Raw genomic sequence first — 17,421 nt, forward strand, 5'->3', positions numbered from 1 at the left:
ATGACACTGATCACCGATCGCGAGCTCAACCTGGCGACACTGGCGAGGCAGTTCCTCCTGAGACGCGCCGAGGTCAGCGCCTTGGATGCGATCGAGCACCTGGCGGGTTTGCAAGCACAGGCGCCGACGCCTCCCTATCTGGCACTGTGGGCGCGGCTGAAGAACTTTGCGGCAGAAGACCTCTCCACCCTTGTGGAGAAGCGCCAGGTGGTGCGGCTGGTTGCCATGCGGGGCACGGTTTTTGCTCTCTCTGCCGCGGATGCGGGCCCCTTCCGCGCGACGGTCCAGACGATCATGGAACGCGATCTTCACACCAACAGCACACAGCGTGCGGCGCTCACCGGGTTGGATCTCGACGCTCTGGCGCAGGCGGGACGCGACCTGGTAGCGGACGGGCCGCTTACCCAAATGCAGATGAGGCCTCTACTGGCGGAGCGTTTTCCCGGCCACGCACCAGAAGGGTTGGCGCACGGAGTTCGCGGACTGTTGCCGATGGTGCAGGTTCCACCGCGAGGGTTGTGGGGACAATCCGGCGCACCGGCGCTGACGACGTTGGAGAATTGGCTGGGCGCAGAAGTGGATTCGATTCCGGTGCCCGACACACTGGTGCTGCGTTACCTGGCCGCGTTCGGCCCCGCGAGCGTGAAGGACGCCCAGGCGTGGTCGGGTCTGACCAGACTCGCCGAAGTATTCGAGCGGCTACGACCCGGCTTGGTCACCTTTGTCAACGAGAATGGGGCCGAGGTGTTCGACCTGCCGGACGCGCCACGACCGACCTCCGGAACACCCCCGGTTCGCATACTCGCACCGTTCGACAACATCTTGCTCTCGCACGCCGACCGCTCGCGAATCATGGACGAGCAGTACCGAACTCGCGTCTTCACCGTGAACGGCATCATCAAGCCCGCCATCCTGGTGCGCGGGAGGGTGGTGGGATTTGCGACGGTGACGCCGGCAAAGGAGATGGTCGAGTTGGGTGCGACTCTGTTTGCGCAGCAGCCGAAGACCGCCCTCGCGTCTATCGAGAAAGAAGCACGTTCGTTGCTGAGGTTCATGCACCCGAAGATCCCGAACCGCGAGGTGCACTTCACTGTATCTACGTAGCGGGCTTGTGCTTTCGGGGTGCTCGATCGCGCAGTTCGGCCACGATCTCGTCGTTCCACATGTGGCGCCGCACCAACCGGTACCGCTCCCGTGCAATCCACAGATATGCCTCGGCATCGGTGTGTTCGGGCAACATGTCGGCGCCCCGCAGCATTCGCACGACGGGGAGAAACTCCTCACCGAACCAGCGGCGGGCGACGGTGTCCCGGCCGAGAAACTCACCCTTCTCCTGCATGAGGCGAAAACCCCAGGCCTCCACGCACTCACTGAGTTCGGCGTACTCCCACGGGTCCGTGACTTGTACGGCTTCGCGTTGAGAGCCCTGCAGCGGAACGCGGGTGAGGAAGAGGCGGCGATGGTCCTTGATGAGCAGATCGGCGCGCTGAGTGATGCCTTCCGGTGAGATACGCGTGATGATCTCGGTGACGTACGCGTCGATGGTTTTCTGGTGCATCGCACACGCAATGGACACTCGGTGGTGTCCGTCGATCACGAAGTGCATGGAGCCGACGCGATACAACTGGACAGGTGGAACCGATTCGCCGCGTCGTTGCGCCACGGCAAGCCGTTCCCAACGCGCACGAGAGTGAGTTGACGTCGGCCGGAAGTACCTGTCGAAATCACCTGTGCGGTCGACACTTCCGACGATCGATTCGATGGTGACGACCTGCAGACCCAGAGGCTTCTCGCCGACCTTGCCGAGAGCGGCGACAACCTCGTCGAACGGCAGGATCGCGTTGACGTCGTCCGGTTCGCGTCGTAGCCAACTGACCAGACGTGCCACGTCGGCGCGTCGACGCTGACGAGCAAAGTCGTTTTCCGCGTCGGCTGTGGGAAAACCGGTGTCACGAGCCATGTCGGCGCCTCACGATCGTCGGCGGAATACCTGGGGAAATCTCCATCAGCGTGAAGCCGACGGTATTGAGCACGATAGTCCGGCCCACCTCCAGATCGAGAGGTGTTCGCCCGTGCGGATGGATGTGTCCGTGGATCATGACCGTCGGATCGAGGTTGTGAATCAAAGGCGTGAGGCATTCGAACCCTCGATGTGGTCGATCCTCGGCGTCGCCGACGCCACGGGCGGGGCTGTGGGTGAGCAGCACATCCACGCCCGTCCGACTGCCGGGAAGTCTCGATTGCCAAGCGTTTCGCCAGGTGAGCGAGCGAGCGCGTCGACTCTGCTGGCGCTCGGACCACTGATTGGGGCCGGTGTTGTATCGGATGGAACCGCCGAGGCCCGCGATCCGCAGACCGGCGACGGTCACGATGCGTCCGTCGGCGTTGACCGCGCCGGTGGGCCCTGGCCAGTGCGCGGGCATGCCCGCCCGCATCCAACCCGATCTCTTGTTCGAGTATCCGGACAGATCGACGTCGTGGTTTCCGGGAACGAACACGCAAGGTGCGTTCAGTTGGTCCGACAGGTACTCCAGATAGGCGAACGGCAGATCGCCCGCACCGAGGATCACGTCGACTCCGAGCGAACGAACCTGACTGCTCCACAGGTATTCGACGGTCTCGTCGCTGACAGCAAGAACGGAGACCATTTCGACGACGCTACCGCCAGCGCGAGGTATCTGCGCTGCGAACCTCGAGGGCGCGGTGTTTAGATGGACGAGTGTCAGACAGCGTCGTATCTTCCGTCCGGGCCCATCTCGTCAGCAGCATCGAGGGGCCGGAGCCCGCGGCTGCCTCGGTGACGTTCCTGGGTGTCGAACCGCTGGACGTGCTGCGTTTCGAATCACCCGACGGCCTGGTTCGCTACATCACCCTCGGTTGCTCGCGTCATCCGATGGGCGACCCCAACGAACTGGTCGCAGACCCCACGCGCGGACCCCGCGCCGAGTTGGTGCTCACGCTGCGCGGAGGAACGGGTATCGCGTCGGGTGTGGCCAGGACTCTCGCTGTGCTGGCTGCCGCACCCTCCGTCGAAGGCGTCGTGCTGCTCGAGGACGCGCTGCTGGACCTGGGCGAGCCGCTCTGGAAGGACACCGCGTTCACGGCGGTGCTTCTCGGTGACAGCGGGATCGAAGACCTGACGCTGCCGGAGCCGTTCGATCCGGTGCGCTTCCTCGGCGTGGTCCCCCTCACCGGTACCGAAGCCGCCTGGGTGCGTCTGCGCGGCGCAGAGGCACTGCGGGAAGCGTGGACCGAGGCGGGGATCGACATCCGCGATCCGCACCGTTCCGCCGCCTCGCTCTAGCTGCGCTGGCGCTGTGTCCGTCAGATCATTCGGCGTGCACGAGGATGTCTGCCAAGTTCTCGAGACTTACCCGAACCGTCCGTGAAAATGCTTTCGTGACGATCGGGTCGGCCATCTTGCCGAATACGCCGCCGAGTCCGCTTTCGCTGTCGAGTCGGTAGGTGACCCGAGTGCCGTCACCGACTTCCTCGCAGGTTGTGGTTTGCGAGAAGCTGACCGGACTTTCGACGGACGTCGATTTCGACGATCTCGGTGGGTCGTACTCGGTGAATTCGGATGTCCACTCGAGACGCTTGCCCAGAATTCGCGAGACGCCGTGCCAGCGGCTTCCCACGCCCATCGGGCCGTCGGTGATCTGTTTGCATTCGACCATCGAGTTTTCCCAATTGGGCCAATTCTCGGCGACGGACATGTACTCCCAGACGTCTTTGGGTGGCAACGCGATCTCTACGGATTGCTCGACTGTAGGCATGGTTGTTCCTCCACTTCTCCTTGGGGCTGAATTTGCTTGTCGCAAAATGGATTTCGGGAACGGAATGAAAATGCGTACCCATATCCATTGTCCGCCTGCGACGGTGGCAAGTACAGGGAGTCAGAAGGAGTTGTTCACAACCAGTTGTTGCGACGGAAGAGAAAGAACAAGCCGACGCACACCGAAGCGATGAGAAACAGGATGGACTGATAGCCGTATTTGTAGCCGAGTTCCGGCATGTTCTCGAAGTTCATTCCGTAAATTCCGGCAACGCCGGTCGGCACGGCGGCGATGGCGACCCACGCGGAGATCTTGCGCATGTCGGTGTTCTGCTGCACCGCGATCTTCGCGAGGGCGGCATCGACCAGAGAACTCAACACCTCGTCGTATTCCGAGATCCGTTCGGACACGATCGTGTGGTGATCGCGGACGTCACGAAAGTACCGGCGGATCTCCTTCGGGACGAGACCGCCCGCGGGCTGGGTGAGTTGGAGCAGTGGCAATCCGAGTGGAGTGACCGAGCGTCGTAGTTCCACGATTTCACGTTTGAGCAGGTAGATGTGCTCGACGGCAACGGTGTTTCGCGGGTTGAATACCAACTCTTCCATGCTGTCGACGTCCTGTTCGACCAGCTGAATGACGGAGAGATAGCTGTCGACGACGTGGTCGGTGATCGCGTGCAACACCGCGAACGGGCCCATGGTGAGGCGCTCGGGGTTCTGCTCGAGTGACTTGCGCACGCTCGCCAGTTCGGAGTGATCCCCGTGGCGGACGGTCACCACGAAGTCGGGACCGACAAACACCATGATCTCACCGGTTTCGACGATCTCGCTCGCCGTCGCCACGGACTCGTGCGGAACGTAGACGACCGTGCGCAGCACCAGGAACATGACGTCGTCGTAGCGTTCGAGTTTCGGACGCTCGTGTGCATGAACGGCGTCCTCGACCATCAGCTCGTGCAGTCCGAAAGTTGCTGCGACATCTTGCATCTGACCTTCGTCGGGTGCATGCATTCCCACCCAGACGAACGCGTTGTCGCGACTACGAACCTCGGCCAACGCGGCGCGGTGCGTGTACTTGCCCGGCAACCGCACGCCGTCCACGTAGACCGCGCAGTCGACGATCGCGCGTGCAGCAGGAACGGGGATCTTGGGCGCATCAGCTTGCGTCGATTTGCCGTTCGACCAATTCGGCAGTGACGGCATGGTTGGCACGCTCGCTCCTTCTCGGTCTGTAATGCAGTGGAACCAGTGGTGCAGTGGAACGGCACTGCAGCGACACGTGATCGAATTGCGCTGCCGCTGCGGCGTAATCGTACGTCAGCTTCCGGCTCGCCCACCGGAGCGCGATGAAGTTGCCGATTGCTGACACACTGGAACAGTGCGAATAGACCTTCACACCCACTCCAACGCATCGGACGGCACCGATACCCCGGCTGCCCTCATGCGTGCCGCAGCCGACGCCGGACTCGACGTCGTCGCCATCACCGATCACGACACGACTTCAGGCTGGGCCGAGGCCGCGCACGCCTTACCGGCCGGCGTCGCCCTGGTTCGTGGGATGGAGATGTCGTGCGAAGGTCGAGGTGAGCGTGGTTGGCCCGTGGCTGTTCATCTTCTGGCGTACCTGTTCGATCCGACGCACCCCGAATTCGCCAAAGAACGTGAGCGACTGCGCGCCGAACGCGTCGAACGCATCCGGGTGATGACGACGATGATGGCGCGTGACGGTCTGCCTGTCGATCCCGATCAGATCCTCGCCGACGCCGGTCCGTCTGTCGGACGCCCGCACGTCGCAGCGGCCCTGATGCGAGCCGGCGTGGTGTCGAGCATCAGCGAAGCCTTCTCCGACCTGTTGTCCAGTCGCGGGCGGTACGACGTGCCCAAGTACGACACTCCGCTCGAGTACGCCGTCGAACTGGTGGCAGCGGCCGGGGGAGTGACCGTCCTCGCGCACGGACGGGCGCGGTCGCGCGGCGGACTGCTTGCACTCGACCACATCCGTGATCTGGCGGCGCTGGGTCTCGGGGGTCTCGAAGTCGATCACCCGGACCATCGCAGCGACGATCGCGACGTCTTGAGGCGCCTGGCCGGCGACCTCGGACTGGCAGTCACCGGATCCTCGGACTATCACGGCGAGAACAAGACGATCGGACTCGGCGACGAGCTCACGGACGAGGCCGAGTTCGACAAACTCGTCTCTGCGGCCACCGGCGTGGAGGTACTGGGGCGCTGATGCTCGACACCACGCTCTACCTCACCGTGTTCATCACGCTGTTCGTGATCATGGATCCACCCGGCGTTATACCGGTGTTCTTGTCACTGGTCGGCCGCAAGAGCCGTGAAGATCGCAATCGGGCGGCATGGCAGGCCCCGGCCGTCTCGCTTGCCGTCATCTCGGTCTTTGCCATCGGCGGTCAGGCGATTCTCAACTACCTCCACATCGGCATACCGGCGTTGCAGGGCGCAGGCGGTCTGCTGCTGCTTCTCATCGCACTCGAACTGCTGACTGGCAAAGCGTCCAACCGTCCGCAGGGAGCCGACGACGTCAACGTCGCGCTCGTTCCCCTGGGGACGCCGATGATGGCCGGTCCCGGTGCGATTGCGGCCGTCATCGTCTTTGTCGCCCAAGCCGACGGTGAAGCGGGGTCGTACCTGGCGATCGCGCTGGCGATTTTGTCCATTCACCTCGTGCTGTTCGTGGTCCTGCGGTTCTCGACGGCACTGATCCGGATACTGGGCGAGGGCGGCATCAGCCTGCTGGCACGCATCGCGGGTCTTCTGCTCGCCGCTATCGCGGTTCAACTCATTGCGGAATCAGTCCGCGGATTCGTCGCGGGAGCGTAAGAGATGACATACGACGACCGGTACGACCGGAACGACAGGTACGAGGACGAATATCAGTACCAGGATTATCAGGACTATCAGTACGAAGACGACTACGGCCATTATCCCGCCGACAATCGTCAATGGCTGCTGGTCCGCGCTCTACGTGCCCTGAGTGGCACCGTGGCGGCCGGGATCGTGGTCTTGACGCTCGTGATCATCGGCTCGGCATATCTGGGCGGAAACCGCGGATTCCCGGGGCCGGGAACGACATCGATCACCGCGCACATTGTGGCCTCGGTGGTTGCTCTTGCCGCGCAGATCTGGTGTGACCGTAGGCGGGGTATCGCGGCGGTTGCCGGATCGGTGGTCGTGCTCGTGGTGGCGGGGCTGTTGTTGGTGACGCAGTGGTGGGGATGACACGGCGGGGATGACTGGGTGGGGATGACACCGTGGGGATGGCACGGCGGGGATGACTGGGTGGGGATGACTGGGTGGGGATGACGGCTCGGTTTCGAGTGTGGTGAGGAATCCGACCGCTTGGAGGATTTGATTGTGATCCGACTCTGGTGGCAAACTGGAGTTACTTCGAGGCGGCGCCACAGCCCGGCCCCGAAGTGCAGGTTTCGTCAGAATCTCTCCCGGAACCTAGATTGCATGGATACGCCAGGGCTCACCCGCCCCACACCATGACGCTTCGGATGTATTGCGGCCCACTTTTTCGCGCACGCCGAATGCTCTTCTTCTCAGTAGTCGTTCGCGGAAGAAATGATCTCTGACCGTTGTGAACGTGATTTTTGCACCGGTCCGAAGGATTACTTCCCAGTAACCCAGCCCCGAATGAGGCTGGACTAATCAGGAGTGTCATCGTGTCCCTCGTGACTGAAGCCATCAACGTACCCAAGGTCGAGCTGACCGACGAAGAAATCTTTGCCGCTCACGTCGGTGGCAAGCTCTCGGTCGAGACCACCGCGCCGCTCGATACGCAGCGCGCCCTCTCGATCGCCTACACGCCGGGTGTTGCTCAGGTGAGCCGCGCCATCGCTGCAGATGAAACGCTCGCCGATCGATACACCTGGACCAACCGACTTGTCGTCGTGGTCAGTGACGGCACCGCGGTTCTCGGACTCGGCGACATCGGCCCCCGCGCGTCGCTGCCCGTCATGGAGGGCAAGTCGGCACTGTTCAAGAACTTCGCCGGACTGAACTCCATTCCGCTGGTTCTCGACACCAAGGATCCCGACGAGATCGTCGAGACGCTCATCCGTCTGCGTCCGAGCTTCGGCGCGGTCAACCTCGAGGACATCTCGGCGCCACGTTGCTTCGAGATCGAGAAGCGCGTCATCGAAGCTCTCGACTGCCCTGTCATGCACGACGATCAGCACGGAACCGCCATCGTGGTCCTCGCGGCACTCAAGGGCGCAGTGAAGGTCCAGAGCCGCGACATCACCGCACTCAAGGTCGTCATCTCCGGCGCCGGTGCTGCAGGTGTTGCCTGCGCGAACATCCTGCTTGCCGCGGGAATCGACGACGTCATCGTGCTGGACTCGAAGGGCATCATCTCGGGTGAGCGCAGCGACCTCAACGAGGTGAAGGCAGAACTCGCGGCCCGCACCAATCCGCGCGACCTGCACGGTGGCGCAATCGAGGCACTCGAAGGTGCCGACGTTTTCCTCGGTGTCTCGGCGGGCAAGATCCCCGAGGAGCTCATCGCTTCGATGGCTCCCGAGTCGATCGTGTTCGCACTCTCCAACCCGGACCCGGAGATTCACCCCGAGACCGCGTCGAAGTACGCGGCGATCGTGGCGACGGGCCGTAGCGATTTCCCGAACCAGATCAACAACGTTCTCGCCTTCCCCGGTGTCTTCAAGGGCGCGCTCGACGCCGGCGCCCGTCGCATCACCGAAGGTATGAAGCTCGCTGCCGCCGAGGCAATCCTGTCGGTGGTCGGTGACGAGTTGGCAGCGGACAAAATCGTCCCCAGCCCACTCGACCCTCGCGTGGCACCCGCAGTAGCGGAAGCCGTCGCGGCCGCAGCGCATGCTGAGGGCGTGACCAGCTAAGAGGGACTACGAAAGCCCCGATCGGAACCCGCACACAAGGTTCCGATCGGGGCTTTTTCGTGGGTATCCGAGCTACAGACGGGCGAGGTCGGGTGTTCGACGCAGCCTGCCGGTACCTGGAACGGAAGCCCAGACCACCAGCGCCAGTAAACCGTCGACGACAAGAGCGACCACCGCGACCAGGATTGCGCCGACGACCACGCGGTCGTACTTGTAGAGCGCGAGACCGTCGAAGATGTACCGGCCGAGGCCGCCGAGGTTGACGTAGGCGGCGACGGTCGCTGTGGCTATCACCTGCAGCGTCGCGTTACGCAGTCCGCCGAGAATAAGCGGGAGCGCGTTGGGAATCTCGACGCGGAAGAGAACCTGGAGTTCGGTCATGCCCATCGCTCGAGCGGCCTCGACGACGCCACGGTCGACGCTGGCGATTCCGGCGTACGTGCCGGCGAGGAGCGGAGGAATGCCGAGGATCACGAGCGCGAGAATCGGCGGCATGACTCCGAGTCCCATGAGCAGAACGAGGAAGGTCAGCAGGCCGAGTGTGGGCAGTGACCGCAGTGCGTTGACCAGACTGACGACCACGATCTCACCGCGACGCAGATGCCCGATGAGCAATCCGATCGGCACCGCGATCACGGCCGAAAGTGCCACGGCCAGAACGCTGTACCACAGGTGCTGGAGAATGCGGGTGCCGATTCCGGTGTCGCCGCTCCAGTTTCCGGGATCGACGATGAAGTCCCAGGCTCCGGTGAAGATGCTCATACGGGTTCCCCCTCGGCTGACAGGACGGCCGGAACCTTCGACGAGCGCGACGTCCTGGTCCACGGGGTCAGGAATCGGCCGATCAGATACAGGATCAGATCGAGCGCCAGTGCCAGTACGACGATCGCGATGATGCCGGCAACGATCTGATCCGGGTAGTCACGGTCGTAGCCCTGTTTGAACAGAACTCCCAGACCGCCGATTCCGATCAGTGATCCGACCGAAACCAACGAAATGTTGGTAACGGCAATAACTCTGATGTTCGCGATCATCACCGGCAGCGCCAATGGCAACTCGACAGTCAGGGCGCGTCGTAGTGGCGTGAACCCGACGGCGGTGGAGGCGTCGATGACGTTGTCCGGCACCGAGTCGAGTGCTTCGGGCACAGCCCGGATGAGCAGTGCCGTCGCGTACACGCTGAGTGCGATCACCACGTTGAGCGGATCAAGGGTCTTGAGACCGAACAACTGGGGGATTGTCACGAACAGCGCGAGCGACGGAATCGTGAACGCGATGCTCGCCAGGGTCAACGTGATTCGGCGCAGCCACCGGACGTTGCGGATCGCTGTTCCTACCGGCACGGCAATCAGGAGACCGATCAGCAAGGGCAGCAGCGCCAGATACAGATGGGTCTTCGAGTAGTCCACGACCGTCGAGAAATTGTCGATGAGCCAGCGCATGCCGCTACGCCCCGAATCCCTCGGTGAAGGCGACTCGGTTGCGTTCCTCGTCCTCGCGTCGACGCTGATCTGCCAATTTCGCAACGACTTCGGAACCGAGGATCCCGCCGATGACCGAACCCTCGCCGTCGACGGCAACGCCGATACCGGAAGGCGACGAGATTGCCGCGTCGAGTGCTTGACGGAGATCGCCGCCGGGGGAGAACAGCGAACCACCGGCCGACGTCGACTGAGCAAGGGTGCGTCCCGAGCGCAGACCTTCGACGCCGGTCACGTCGATCCATCCCTGGGGGCTTCCGCTGTCCGTGACCACGAGAACCCATTCGCCCAATTCGAGACGCAGAGCCTTCAATTCGTTCTCGACGGCCGTACGGACCGGGTGAAGAGGAACCTCGTCGGCAGCGCGGAACGACAATCCCCGATAGCCGCGGTCGCGTCCGACGAATCCGGCGACAAAATCTGTTGCCGGAGCGGCCAACACGTCGCGAGGCGCCGCCACCTGCTGAAGACGCCCACCGGGACCGAAGACGGCAATATGATCGCCGAGTTTGACTGCTTCGTCGATGTCGTGGGTGACAAAGACGATCGTCTTCTTCAGTTCGCTTTGCAGACGCAGCATTTCGGTCTGCAAATCCTCACGCACCACGGGATCGACGGCACTGAAGGGCTCGTCCATCAACAGGATCGGCGGATCGGCTGCCAAAGCACGGGCAACTCCCACACGTTGCTGCTGCCCACCCGAGAGTTGCCCGGGGTAGCGAGTGGCAAGTGAGATGTCCAGACCGACTCGTTCGAGCACACCCAACGCGGCTTTACGGGCGGCGCGGCGGGACTCACCGCGCAGCACCGGAACCGTTGCGACGTTGTCGATCACGGTGCGGTGGGGGAGCAAGCCGGCATTCTGAATGACGTACCCGATGCCGAGGCGCAGTTTCACCGCGTCGGTCTGGGCGATGTCACGACCGTCGACGAAGATCTTGCCCGACGTCGGTGTGATCATCCGGTTGATCATGCGCATCGACGTCGTCTTGCCGCACCCGGACGGCCCCACGAACACCGTGAACGACTCGGCCTCGATGGTGAGATCGAGACGGTCGACGGCGGTGGTGCCGTCCGGATACTGCTTGGTGACGCCCTCGAAGGTGATCACGTGACTACGAGACCGGCTTGTCGAGGCCCTGCGCCGTCACCCACGCCTTGGCCGCCGCTGCCGGCTCCGTCTTGGTGTCGCCGGACACCTGGACGTTGAGTGCCAACAATTCTTCGGTGGTGAGCTTGGCGGACACCGCATCGAGGACCGTCTTCAACTTGTCGGAAGACTTCGACGCACGCAGCACCGGCACCACGTTCTGAGCCGGGAAATTGTTCTTCGGGTCTTCGAGAACCACGAAGTTGTTTTCCGGGATGGAGGCCGACGTCGTGAAGATGTTTGCCGCGGTGATGTCACCGGACGAGAGAGCCTTCACGGTTGCCGGTCCACCGCCGTCGGCGATCGGAACGAAGTTGGCAGCCGAGATGTCGAGGCCGTAGTTGGACTTCAAACCGGGCAATCCGGCTGGGCGTTCCTGGAACTCGGCCGGAGCACCGAACTTGACCTCGGCGGAATGCGGAGCCAGATCGGCGATCGTCTTCAGGTTCCACTTGTCCGCGGTTTCCTTGGTGACGACGACGGCGTCCTTGTCCTCGGCGGACGCGGGCGTCGCAATCGCCAATTCCGACCCGAGAGCTGCGGGAAGGGCCGCGAGGACGTCAGCGGAGCTGGTGGCTGTGCTGTCGGGATCCAAGTACTGCAGGAGGTTTCCCGTGTAATCCGGAATGACGCTGATGGACCCGTCCTTGAGCGCCGGAATGTACGCCTCACGGCTGCCGACGTTGAACGACGTGGATACATCGAACCCGTTGACACGCAGTGCTTCGGCGTAGATGTTGGCGATCGTCTCGGATTCGGTGAAGTTGGCGGAGCCGACGACGACCGCGTTGGGATCGCTGTTGGAGTCACCGTCGCTGCTACCGCACGCTGTGAGCGCAGTGAGAGAGACGACAGTTGCCGCGGCTACGAGCCAACGGTTGGAACGAAATCGTGAGGTGCGCATGAGCGTCCTTCCGGTTTTCGGGCGTCCCGTGTTTCGGGCGTCGGTAACCATCCCTTGTGGCGAAGCCACCCGAGTGGCTTCGACGGCGCCGCCACCGAGTGGCTGCGTCAGGACTGGTTACCGCGCATCGCCCGACAAGTGTAACGATAGGTACCGACATGGCACGGTTTTCGATCCATGGGATTGGATGTGAGGATTTCGGTGATGAGCACGCGCACGAAGTATTCGACTGTTGTTGCAGCACTGATGGTCCTGCCGATTCTCAGCGGATGCGCAAACGGTGATTCGGTGGTAGAGGGTGCCGAAGCGGAGTCTCGTGACCAGATCGTGGTGGCCGCTGACGCATCGGTGGAGAGTTCGGTGTTGGCCGAGGTGTATTCGACGGTGCTCTCCTCCTCCGGCCTGTCGGCTCGCGTCGAATCGCTGGGTGGGGGCCGGAACCAATCCCTCGAGGCTCTGGACGCGGCGCGGGTCACGTTGGTGCCCGAGTTCACCGGCGCGCTGCTCGATCACTACGACCCGTCCGCCCCGGCGCGCAAGGCGGACGACGTCTTCGAAGCCTTGAGTCGCTCTCTGCCTGAGGGTCTTTCGGTCTCCGACTACGCGATGGCCGAAGACCGCGCGGTCGTTGCGCTCGACACCGCATACGCACAGTCGTTGGGAGCGAAGACAATAGAAGCCTTTGCCCCTTCGTGCGCCGCGGCGACGCCCCTCGTCTCTGCGAGATTCGTCGAGGACGGGGCGGTGGAGCAGTTGGCCGAGGGTGCCGAGTGTGTCTTCGCCGGCGTCGATCAGGCAACGCCGGCGGACGTACCCGGTGCGCAAGTATTCGGAACCACGACGCTGTCAGCGCTGGCGCAGTCCGATGCCGTCACGGTGCTCGCTGATTCGAATCACGTTCTGGCCGCACAGAATGTCGTTCCGCTCTTTCGAACGGGCGCACTCGGGGATTCGGCGATCAAGGCACTCAGCGTCGTTGCCGGTGAGCTGTCCACCACCGACCTCGCTGCGATGATCGATCAGGTGCGGACCGGCAAGGCGTCAGCCTCGGAAGTTGCCCGCACCTGGTGGGACACCCGTCAGTGACTGTTCGATCCCACCGCTGAACTCGAATCATCCTTGGCACGAATCAGTTTCGATGCGATGAAGCGGCCCAGGTCGGCGACGGCGTCTGCTGCTTCCTTGACCAGTGACGCCTGTGCGTGGGCCACGTGCCACAGTCTTGCGTACTCGACCAGGGACACATCGACGCCGGCAGCGGAGAGCTTGTCGGTGAACGTCATGATCTGCGGATAGAGAACTTCTTCGGAACCGACGTGAATCCTGGTGGGCGGCAACCCGTCGAGCTTGCCGTGCATCGGTGCGTAGCCCGGATCTTTGCGATCGCCGCCGGCAAGGTAAGCGTCGGCGGCATCGAAGGACCAGGCCGTGTTGACCACCAGGTCGGCCTTCTTGGTGGCACCCCGATCGCCGGGATCGACCCACGGTGAGATCAGTGCAAGCGCACCCGGGGTTACACCGTGACGTTCGATCAGACGCAGAGCGGTCGCGGCGGCCAAACCGCCACCGGCCGAATCGCCCGCGATGGCAACGCGGTCTTCGGAATAGTCGAACTCGGTCACCAACTGCATGAAGGCGGAGACCGCGTCGTCGAGAGCAGCGGGATACGGGTTCTCCGGTGCGAGACGGTAGTCCAAGGTGAAGACGGCACTGGACGATTCACGCGCGAGATGCGCTGCGAGAGAACGGTGGGTGGCCAGCGAGCCAAGCGTGTACGCACCGCCGTGCAGGTACAGAACTGCGGTGGGGCGCTCGGTTGCGCCGACGGTGATCTTCTCCGCCGGTCGGCAGCCGAGCTCCAGCGGGCGCACGACGGCGCCCGCTGGAACCTGCTGTAGTGGTGCCCCGGCCTCGAGCAACAGACGTTGAATCCGGTACGGCAGTCGCGAGTTGAAAGCCAGACGGAAGTACGGCTTCAACAAGAATGCGACCACGGGCAGCGGAAGGGTGAACGTGCTCACCGGCAGGGCTCCTGACTCTGAAAAATCTCAGCTGGACTTGGGCATCATTCGACCGGCGACGATCGAGACGATGCGCTGGTAGCCCGATCCTACGAGGCGAACCCAGGCGTCGAGTGCGATTGCGTCCATGCCGATGAGAACGCGCGGCTTGCTCTTGCGAACACCGTTGACGATCGTCTTGGCGGCATCTTCCGGAGTGGTGCGCGCGAGCTTGCGGTCGAAGAACTCGGAGAAGACCGCAAGATCTTCGCCCGGGCCTGCGGTGGCGTTGCGCGCGATGGCGGTCTTGATTCCGCCCGGGTGCACGCAGGTCACCTTCACCGGGTGCTTGGCGATCAGCATTTCCTGTCGGAGCGACTCGGTGAAACCGCGAACGGCGAACTTGGCCGAGTTGTATGCGCTCTGACCCGGCATCGACAGCAGACCGAAGAGGCTCGACACGTTCACGATGTGCCCGTCGCCGGAGGCGATGACGTGGGGGAGGAATGCCTTGGTGCCGTTGACAACTCCCCAGAAGTCGACGTCCATGACGCGCTCGAAGTCCTTGAACTCGGACTTCTCGAAGGTGCCGTGGTACGCGATTCCGGCGTTGTTGTAGATCTGGTTGACCTTGCCGAAATGGGCGACAACCGCGTCGGCGTACTCGAGAACCGCTTCGCGCTGGGTGACGTCGAGATGGTCCGACTTCACCTCGGCGCCGATGGCCTCCACCAGACGCTTCGTCTCGGCCAGACCCACGGTGTCCACGTCGGAGATCGCCAACTTGGCGCCCTGGCCGGCCAGGTTCAGGGCGAGTGCGCGACCGATGCCCGATCCCGCTCCGGTGATGACTACGACCTTGCCTGCAAAATCACTCATTGTGCTACTGCCTTCTCGTCGTCGAGGTCGATCTGTGAAGTGGTCGCGGTGCCGACGGCGCCGAGATCCGACGTGGCGACGCTGCGGTATGCCGCGAGGTCGAAATGCTTGGTGGCATTGCGGAACTGGAAGGTGAAGCCCGGCCACAGGGTGGTGTTGTTTCCGTGCTTGTCCATGTACCAGCTGGCGCAACCGCCGTTGTTCCACACGCTCTTGGACATAGCTGCCTGCAGGTCCTTGTTGTACTTGTCCTGCTTGTCCTTGCGCACCTCGATGGTGCCGATGTCGTACTTGTCGATGGTGGCGATCGCGTCGACCAAGTAGTTGATCTGCGACTCGATCATGAAGACCATCGACGAATGTCCGAGGCCGGTGTTGGGTCCGACGAGGAAGAACATGTTGGGGAAGTTGGCAACTGCCGCGCCCTTGTATCCCTGCATGCCGGTCTTTTCGAAGACCTCGGCGAGCGAACGCCCGTCCTTGCCGAAGATTCCCGCGAAGGTGGGGGAGTCGGTGACGTGGAAACCGGTCGCCACGACGATTGCATCGATCTCACGCGTGGTGCCGGTCTTCGAGACGATCCCGTTGGCGGTGACCTCCTCGATGCCTTCGGTCACCAGATCGACATTGTCCTGGGCGAGGGTGGGGAAGTAGTTGTTCGAGATCAGCATGCGCTTGCAGCCGATCTGGAAGTTGGGCATGACCTTCTTACGGAGGTCCTTGTCCTTGATCTGAGCTTTCAGGTGACGCTCGGCGGCGAACTGCAGCGGCTTCATGAACACCGGCGCCTTGGCCAGGCCGACGACCTGCGTCTCGCGCATCCAGTAGATGCCGGTACGGCACAGCTTCTGGAAGCCGGGAAGGTACTTGAACGCGAGGTGCTCGATCTTGGTGTACTCGCGGTCTGCACGGGGCAGGATCCACGGCGCGGTGCGCTGGTACACGTCGAGATGTGCGACCTTTTTGCCGATGGCGGGCACGATCTGGATGGCGGAGGCGCCGGTTCCGATGACGGCCACGCGCTTGCCGGTCAGATCGGCGTCATGGTTCCAACGCGAGGAGTGGAAGATCTCGCCCTTGAAGCCGTCGATGCCCTTGATGTCCGGAAGTGAAGGCTCACACAGTGCGCCGACGGCCGAGACGACGATCTTTGCGACAAATTCGCCCTTGTTGGTGCTGATGTGCCACCGAGCGGATGCCTCGTCCCAACGGGCGGAGAGTACGTCGCAGCCGAAGATGTGCTTGTCGAGCACCTTGTGGCGGTTGGCCACCGACTGGATGTACTTGTAGATCTCGGGCTGAGTGGAGAAGGAGCGTGTCCACTCCGGGTTGAGTGCAAAAGAGTACGAGTACAAATGCGACGGCACGTCACACGCGGCGCCCGGGTAGCTGTTGTCACGCCAGGTTCCGCCGACGTCGTTGCCGCGCTCGAGAACGACGTAGTCGGTGATGCCGGCCTGTGCCAGTTTGATCGCCGCACCGAGACCGGCGAAACCACTGCCGATGATCAGTGTGCCGACGTGGCGAGTATCCGCGGCAGGTGCTGAGGTATCTGTAACTGGAAGACTCATGTAGGGAACGATATGCCTTTATTGAGTCACGGTCAATAGCTTATTGACGAATATTCAGTAGTCTATTGGGCATGGACGCAGTAAAGCGAACGCGACTCGACCCTGCGCAACGCCGAGCTCAACTGATCGACCTCGGCGCACGCATGCTGGCCGAACGGCCGCTCGAACAGATTTCCGTCGAGGACATCGCCGATCAGGCGGGAGTATCTCGTGGGCTTCTGTTCCACTACTTCGCGTCGAAAAGCGAGTTCCATCTGGCCATCGTCCGACACAGCAGTGAGCAGATGCTTCAGCGCACCGAGCCGAGCGAATCGGACGATCCGATGCTCACCCTCCGCTCGGTGCTGGCGTCGTATGTCGACTACGTGACCGAGAACCGCAATACCTACGTCTCACTGCTCCGCGGGACCGCCAGCGGGGATCCGCAGATGCGTGAGGTGTTCGAGCAGACCCGCGACATCATGGCGAAGAGGACCCTCGATCAGCTCCCGAAGATCGGCCTGACGCGAACGCCTCAGGTGGAGTTGGCCGTTCGCGGTTGGATCGCGTTTGTCGAGGAAGCCACCATCAGTTGGCTCCGCGCGCCCGCCATCACCCGCGAGGAACTGATCGACCTGACGGTTCAGTCGTTGCCCGCGTTGGCACTGGCTGCCGTCGGCTTCGATGCCGGACCGGATCTGGGTCTGCTGCAATCGAATTGACATGTCTGCAAAAAGGCCGGGCCCCACACTCCTTGCGGAATGTGGGGCCCGGCCTCTAGGGCTTGCCACTG

19 protein-coding genes are annotated in these 17,421 nt (G+C 62.8%); 8 read left to right on the top strand and 11 right to left on the bottom strand.

Annotated features, from left to right (window positions below; all coding sequences use genetic code 11):
- Nucleotides 1-1,104 carry a winged helix DNA-binding domain-containing protein gene (locus ACFT1A_RS24055; protein ID WP_378449054.1) on the top strand — a complete coding sequence of 368 codons (1,104 nt, stop codon included), beginning with the start codon at nt 1-3 and terminating at the stop codon, nt 1,102-1,104.
- Here the strand turns inward: ACFT1A_RS24055 and ACFT1A_RS24060 are convergent.
- Complete coding sequence (locus tag ACFT1A_RS24060) at nt 1,097-1,960, bottom strand: chromosome partitioning protein ParB (RefSeq protein WP_378449055.1); 864 nt, start codon at nt 1,958-1,960, stop codon at nt 1,097-1,099. The two genes, ACFT1A_RS24055 and ACFT1A_RS24060, sit on opposite strands and share 8 nt — an antisense overlap.
- Nucleotides 1,950-2,648: a metallophosphoesterase gene (locus tag ACFT1A_RS24065; RefSeq protein WP_378449056.1), complete on the bottom strand. Its 699-nt coding sequence runs from the start codon at nt 2,646-2,648 to the stop codon at nt 1,950-1,952. Before ACFT1A_RS24065 ends, ACFT1A_RS24060 begins: the two co-directional genes overlap by 11 nt.
- Before the next feature lie 71 nt (nt 2,649-2,719).
- On the opposite strand from ACFT1A_RS24065, the gene ACFT1A_RS24070 reads away from it, so the two are divergent.
- A complete protein-coding gene (locus tag ACFT1A_RS24070) occupies nt 2,720-3,304 on the top strand; it encodes a suppressor of fused domain protein (protein WP_219466400.1) in 585 nt (194 codons plus the stop codon).
- Between the two features lie 25 nt (nt 3,305-3,329).
- Here ACFT1A_RS24070 and ACFT1A_RS24075 read toward each other — a convergent pair whose 3' ends face one another.
- The gene (locus tag ACFT1A_RS24075; protein WP_037131905.1) at nt 3,330-3,776 is read right to left on the bottom strand and encodes an SRPBCC family protein; all 447 of its coding nucleotides are present in this window, start codon (nt 3,774-3,776) and stop codon (nt 3,330-3,332) included.
- A gap of 134 nt (nt 3,777-3,910) precedes the next feature.
- Nucleotides 3,911-4,981, bottom strand: a complete 1,071-nt coding sequence (locus ACFT1A_RS24080; RefSeq protein WP_003945070.1) for a magnesium and cobalt transport protein CorA — start codon at nt 4,979-4,981, stop codon at nt 3,911-3,913.
- A 175-nt stretch (nt 4,982-5,156) separates the two neighbouring features.
- Between ACFT1A_RS24080 and ACFT1A_RS24085 the strand changes: the two genes are divergently transcribed.
- The 4 genes from ACFT1A_RS24085 to ACFT1A_RS24100 all read left to right on the top strand — a co-directional run bounded on the left by ACFT1A_RS24085 (nt 5,157) and on the right by ACFT1A_RS24100 (nt 8,664).
- Nucleotides 5,157-6,011, top strand: coding sequence for a PHP domain-containing protein (locus tag ACFT1A_RS24085; protein ID WP_230817411.1), 855 nt, complete (start codon nt 5,157-5,159; stop codon nt 6,009-6,011).
- Nucleotides 6,011-6,622 (top strand): MarC family protein, encoded by a 612-nt coding sequence (locus ACFT1A_RS24090; protein WP_283301436.1) that lies wholly within the window; start codon nt 6,011-6,013, stop codon nt 6,620-6,622. Before ACFT1A_RS24085 ends, ACFT1A_RS24090 begins: the two co-directional genes overlap by 1 nt.
- A 3-nt stretch (nt 6,623-6,625) precedes the next feature.
- Nucleotides 6,626-7,021, top strand: coding sequence for a hypothetical protein (locus tag ACFT1A_RS24095; protein WP_378449057.1), 396 nt, complete (start codon nt 6,626-6,628; stop codon nt 7,019-7,021).
- 449 nt (nt 7,022-7,470) lie between these two features.
- Nucleotides 7,471-8,664, top strand: coding sequence for an NADP-dependent malic enzyme (locus ACFT1A_RS24100; protein WP_378449058.1), 1,194 nt, complete (start codon nt 7,471-7,473; stop codon nt 8,662-8,664).
- Between the two features lie 72 nt (nt 8,665-8,736).
- Here the strand turns inward: ACFT1A_RS24100 and ACFT1A_RS24105 are convergent, their stop codons facing one another.
- Genes ACFT1A_RS24105 through ACFT1A_RS24120 form a run of 4 tightly spaced genes read right to left on the bottom strand, consistent with a single transcriptional unit; the run spans nt 8,737 to nt 12,199 of the window.
- Entirely contained in the window at nt 8,737-9,426 is a 690-nt protein-coding gene (locus ACFT1A_RS24105) for an ABC transporter permease (protein WP_095972891.1), read from the bottom strand.
- Nucleotides 9,423-10,106, bottom strand: coding sequence for an ABC transporter permease (locus tag ACFT1A_RS24110; RefSeq protein ID WP_378449059.1), 684 nt, complete (start codon nt 10,104-10,106; stop codon nt 9,423-9,425). The genes ACFT1A_RS24105 and ACFT1A_RS24110 overlap by 4 nt, the downstream gene beginning before the upstream one ends.
- Nucleotides 10,107-10,110: 4 nt before the next feature.
- On the bottom strand, nt 10,111-11,256 hold the full coding sequence (locus ACFT1A_RS24115) for an ABC transporter ATP-binding protein (protein WP_230817417.1): 1,146 nt from the start codon (nt 11,254-11,256) through the stop codon (nt 10,111-10,113).
- A gap of 4 nt (nt 11,257-11,260) precedes the next feature.
- On the bottom strand, nt 11,261-12,199 hold the full coding sequence (locus ACFT1A_RS24120) for an ABC transporter substrate-binding protein (RefSeq protein WP_378449060.1): 939 nt from the start codon (nt 12,197-12,199) through the stop codon (nt 11,261-11,263).
- 204 nt (nt 12,200-12,403) lie between these two features.
- On the opposite strand from ACFT1A_RS24120, the gene ACFT1A_RS24125 reads away from it, so the two are divergent.
- The gene (locus ACFT1A_RS24125; protein ID WP_378449061.1) at nt 12,404-13,285 is read left to right on the top strand and encodes an ABC transporter substrate-binding protein; all 882 of its coding nucleotides are present in this window, start codon (nt 12,404-12,406) and stop codon (nt 13,283-13,285) included.
- Here ACFT1A_RS24125 and ACFT1A_RS24130 read toward each other — a convergent pair.
- The 3 genes from ACFT1A_RS24130 to ACFT1A_RS24140 are packed head-to-tail and all read right to left on the bottom strand — an operon-like array spanning nt 13,279 to nt 16,649.
- Nucleotides 13,279-14,220, bottom strand: a complete 942-nt coding sequence (locus ACFT1A_RS24130; RefSeq protein WP_378449062.1) for an alpha/beta hydrolase fold domain-containing protein — start codon at nt 14,218-14,220, stop codon at nt 13,279-13,281. The genes ACFT1A_RS24125 and ACFT1A_RS24130 overlap by 7 nt on opposite strands.
- Nucleotides 14,221-14,247: 27 nt before the next feature.
- The gene (locus ACFT1A_RS24135; protein WP_230817421.1) at nt 14,248-15,078 is read right to left on the bottom strand and encodes an SDR family oxidoreductase; all 831 of its coding nucleotides are present in this window, start codon (nt 15,076-15,078) and stop codon (nt 14,248-14,250) included.
- Nucleotides 15,075-16,649, bottom strand: coding sequence for a flavin-containing monooxygenase (locus tag ACFT1A_RS24140; protein ID WP_378449063.1), 1,575 nt, complete (start codon nt 16,647-16,649; stop codon nt 15,075-15,077). The genes ACFT1A_RS24135 and ACFT1A_RS24140 overlap by 4 nt, the downstream gene beginning before the upstream one ends.
- A 71-nt stretch (nt 16,650-16,720) precedes the next feature.
- Here ACFT1A_RS24140 and ACFT1A_RS24145 point away from each other — a divergent pair, with 71 nt between their 5' ends.
- The gene (locus tag ACFT1A_RS24145) at nt 16,721-17,350 is read left to right on the top strand and encodes a TetR/AcrR family transcriptional regulator (RefSeq protein WP_007736130.1); all 630 of its coding nucleotides are present in this window, start codon (nt 16,721-16,723) and stop codon (nt 17,348-17,350) included.
- Nucleotides 17,351-17,421: the final 71 nt, after the last annotated feature.

Source organism: Rhodococcus sp. NPDC057135 (assembly GCF_042670865.1).
Classification (GTDB): domain Bacteria; phylum Actinomycetota; class Actinomycetes; order Mycobacteriales; family Mycobacteriaceae; genus Rhodococcus_F.